At 65.0% G+C, this 3,361-nt stretch carries 3 protein-coding genes; all 3 read left to right on the forward strand.

The genetic code is table 11. The annotated features are described in order from the left end of the window. The first annotated feature begins 149 nt into the window (after positions 1 to 149). The 3 genes from AC0L3D_RS36170 to AC0L3D_RS36180 are packed head-to-tail and all read left to right on the forward strand — an operon-like array spanning position 150 to position 3,276. Positions 150 to 1,364: a tyrosine-type recombinase/integrase gene (locus AC0L3D_RS36170; protein ID WP_473647475.1), complete on the forward strand. Its 1,215-nt coding sequence runs from the start codon at positions 150 to 152 to the stop codon at positions 1,362 to 1,364. Beyond that, positions 1,364 to 2,290, forward strand: a complete 927-nt coding sequence (locus tag AC0L3D_RS36175; protein WP_473647476.1) for a tyrosine-type recombinase/integrase — start codon at positions 1,364 to 1,366, stop codon at positions 2,288 to 2,290. The genes AC0L3D_RS36170 and AC0L3D_RS36175 overlap by 1 nt, the downstream gene beginning before the upstream one ends. After that, a complete protein-coding gene (locus tag AC0L3D_RS36180; protein WP_192179997.1) occupies positions 2,287 to 3,276 on the forward strand; it encodes a tyrosine-type recombinase/integrase in 990 nt (329 codons plus the stop codon). The genes AC0L3D_RS36175 and AC0L3D_RS36180 overlap by 4 nt, the downstream gene beginning before the upstream one ends. Positions 3,277 to 3,361: the final 85 nt, after the last annotated feature.

Consider the following 3,361-nt stretch of genomic DNA (forward strand, 5'->3'; position numbering starts at 1 on the left):
TGCATTATGCCGATGTCCGGATTATGCCGACCTTGCGGGTGGATGTCGGCTTCGGAGGCGGTGATCGCTGCGATGGGTCGGCATAATCACCGGCGCTCTGACGGATCGTGCAAACTCCTCTTCTTGTTTCCAAGGAAGGGGATACTTTCATGTCAATCGATCCGTTTCGCGTTCGCGTCCAGGGCCCGCTTGCCCCGTTTGCGGCTGGGTTTGCCGGCGAACTCGTCCGACAAGGCTATACGCCGCTTTCCGCTCGCGAGCAGATGCGGCTGGTGGCGCGATTGAGCCGCTGGCTCGCATTGGAAGGCCTGGATGTGGAGGGTCTAGGTGCGAGCGAGGTCGATCGGTTCGTCCGTACCCGTCGTGCCGCTGGCCCGCAACTCCGCTCGATCAAAGCATTGCGGCCCCTGTTGGCCTATTTGCAGTCTCGCGGCGTGGTGCCGCCGTCGCCCCGTGCACCCGACGATCCGGCAGATCAGCTGCTGGAACGATACCAACGCTATCTGGCGATTGAGCGCGGTTTGGGGAAAGCGACCGCCGATGTCTATGCCCGAATGGTGCGCCCCTTTCTGCGTCATCGATTGTCGTCCGACGGGCGTGCGCTGGACCTAGCGGGTTTGGCCGCGACCGACGTCGTCACCTTTGTCGTGGCACGTTGCCCTCAGCTGAGCCGCGGCGCGGCAAGCCTGACTGTTACGGCGCTGCGATCGCTGCTCACATTCCTTCATGTCGAGGGTCTCATCACGCGATCTCTTGCCGCTTGCGTGCCCTCGGTCGCCGGTAGGCGATTGGCTGGGTTGCCAAAGGGACTGGATTGCGACCAGGTTCAGCGCCTGTTGACGTCCTGCGGCCGCGATACGTCGAACGGCTGCCGCGACTTCGCGGTCCTGACCATGTTGGTTCGTCTCGGCTTGCGGGCGGGGGAAGTCGCCAAGCTCAAGCTTGACGACCTGGATTGGCGGACCGGTGAGATCCTCGTACGGGGCAAAGGAAGCTGCATCGAACACCTTCCCTTGCCGGCCGATGTCGGCGAAGCGGTGGCGGCCTATCTGCGCTACGGCCGTCCCCGGACCGCCCAGGGCCGGACAGTATTTGTGCGCGTCAGGGCGCCCCATAATGCCCTCACAAGCACTGGCGTGTCGCAAATAGTGGCCGCCGCCGGTTGCCGCGCGGGGCTCGGCCAGATCTACGCCCACCGCCTGCGCCATACGGCGGCGTCGGCGATGTTGCGCGCCGGTGCGTCGCTACCGGAGGTCGGGCAGGTCCTGCGCCATCGCCGCGCCCTGACAACGGCGATTTATGCCAAGGTTGATCGCGAAGCCCTGCGAACGATCGCCCACCCCTGGCCGGGAGAGATTGCCTGATGAGCGCCCTTCGCCAAACCCTGGCCGATTACCTGGCCATGCGTCGCGCCCTCGGCTACACGCTTGTTCGGTCCGAGAAGCTTCTTGCCCAGTTCCTCACCTATCTCGAGGCGCAGGGCGAAGACCACCTGACCACCAAGACGGCCCTCGCTTGGGCGATGCTGCCGGCAGGCGCCGATCGAAGCTGGATGTCGGCGCGACTTTCCGTCGTTCGCCGCTTTGCGACCCACCTGCGCGGGATCGAGCCGGCAACCGAGGTACCGCCGTGTGATCTGCTGCCAGGGCGGTCTTGCCGAGCGACGCCCTACCTCTATTCGCAGGAGGACATCATCGCCTTGATGACGGCAACCGCCGCCTTGCGCACGCCGCATCGGGAAGCAACCTACCGGACCCTGATCGGCTTGCTGGCCGTGACCGGAATGCGGGTTGGAGAAGCGATCGGCCTGGATCGCGACGACTTCGATGCGGTCGGCGGCGGCCTCACCATTCGGCGCGGAAAGTCCGGAAAATCCCGCGAGTTGGCGTTACATCCGAGCACTGTTGCAGCCCTCGGCAATTATCTGCGCCGGCGCGATCGACCCCGCCGGCCGCCGAACACGCACGCCCTGTTCGTCTCACCGGCCGGCACCAGGCTGCTCTATGTGAACGTTCAAAACACGTTCCAGAAGCTCGTCTGTCGCGTCGGCATCGCGCCGCGCTCGGCGGCCTGCCGACCACGGCTCCACGATCTGCGGCACGCGTTTGCTGTTCGCACGCTTCTTGATGCTTATCGCGACGGCGGTGATCCGGGGCGCCGGCTTGCCCTGCTGTCGACCTATCTCGGTCACGTCGATCCGGGCAAGACGTACTGGTATCTCTCGGCGGCTCCGGAATTGCTGCAACTGGCCGGTGATCGTCTGGAACGACGGATCGGAGGCGGCGCATGACCGCCCTCAGCGCGACCTTGCAGGCGTTCTTCACCGACCGCCTGATCCGGCAGCGGCAAGCCAGCCCGCATACGCTCGCCGCCTATCGGGACACCCTGCGGCTGATGCTGGTCTTCGCCGCCGCGCGGCATGACACAGAGCCTTCCAGGCTGGAGTTCAACGACCTCGATGCCGCCTGTGTCGGCGACTTCCTCGATCACCTCGAGCGTCATCGAGGCAACAGCGCGCGGACCCGGAATGCGCGGCTTGCCGCAATCCGGTCGTTGTTCCGGTTCGCCGCCCTTCGTTACCCCGAGTACGCCGCGACAATCGAACGGGTGCTCGCGATTCCGCCTAAGCGTTTTGAGCGACGGCTTGTGACGTTCCTGACGGAGGAGGAACTCGATGTATTGCTGTCCGCCCCCGCGCGGTCGACCTGGACCGGGCGGCGCGACCACGCCTTGCTTCGGCTCGCCGCCCAAACCGGCCTGCGGGCGTCCGAACTGATCGGCCTTCACTGCGCCGATATCCACCTCGGTTCCGGCGCTCATGTCAGCTGTATCGGAAAGGGGCGAAAGCAGCGGATCACACCCCTTACCTCCAACATGGCCGCCGTGCTGCGCGTCTGGCTGGCCGAACGTGCCGGGCAGCCGGCCGATCCCCTCTTCCCCACACAGACCGGCAGGATGATCAGCCGCGACGCTCTCGAGCACCGGCTCGCGAGGTATGTCGAAATCGCTGCCAGAAACTGTCCATCGCTGCAGCGGAAAAGGGTCACACTGCACACCTTGCGTCATACCGCGGCAATGCGACTGCTGCGTGCCGGCGTCGACACCTCGGTGATCGCGCTGTGGCTTGGCCACGAACAGATCGAGACCACCCACATCTACTTGCACGCCGATCTGGAGCTTAAAGAGCGCACCCTGGCGAAAACCACGCCGGCCAACACGGCGCCGGGACGCTACAGACCGCCCGACAAGCTTCTCGCTTTCCTCGAGGCGCTCTGATTATGCCGACCCCATCGCAGCGATCACCGCCTCCGAAGCCGACATCCACCCGCAAGGTCGGCATAATCCGGACATCGGCATAATG

This window comes from Mesorhizobium sp. WSM4837 (assembly GCF_055811435.1).

Coding starts and splice junctions, on each gene's coding strand:
- AC0L3D_RS36180 (WP_192179997.1), top strand. CDS start 2,287: ATGACCGCCCTCAGCGCGACCTTGCAGGCGTTCTTCACCGACCGCCTG.
- AC0L3D_RS36170 (WP_473647475.1), top strand. CDS start 150: ATGTCAATCGATCCGTTTCGCGTTCGCGTCCAGGGCCCGCTTGCCCCG.
- AC0L3D_RS36175 (WP_473647476.1), top strand. CDS start 1,364: ATGAGCGCCCTTCGCCAAACCCTGGCCGATTACCTGGCCATGCGTCGC.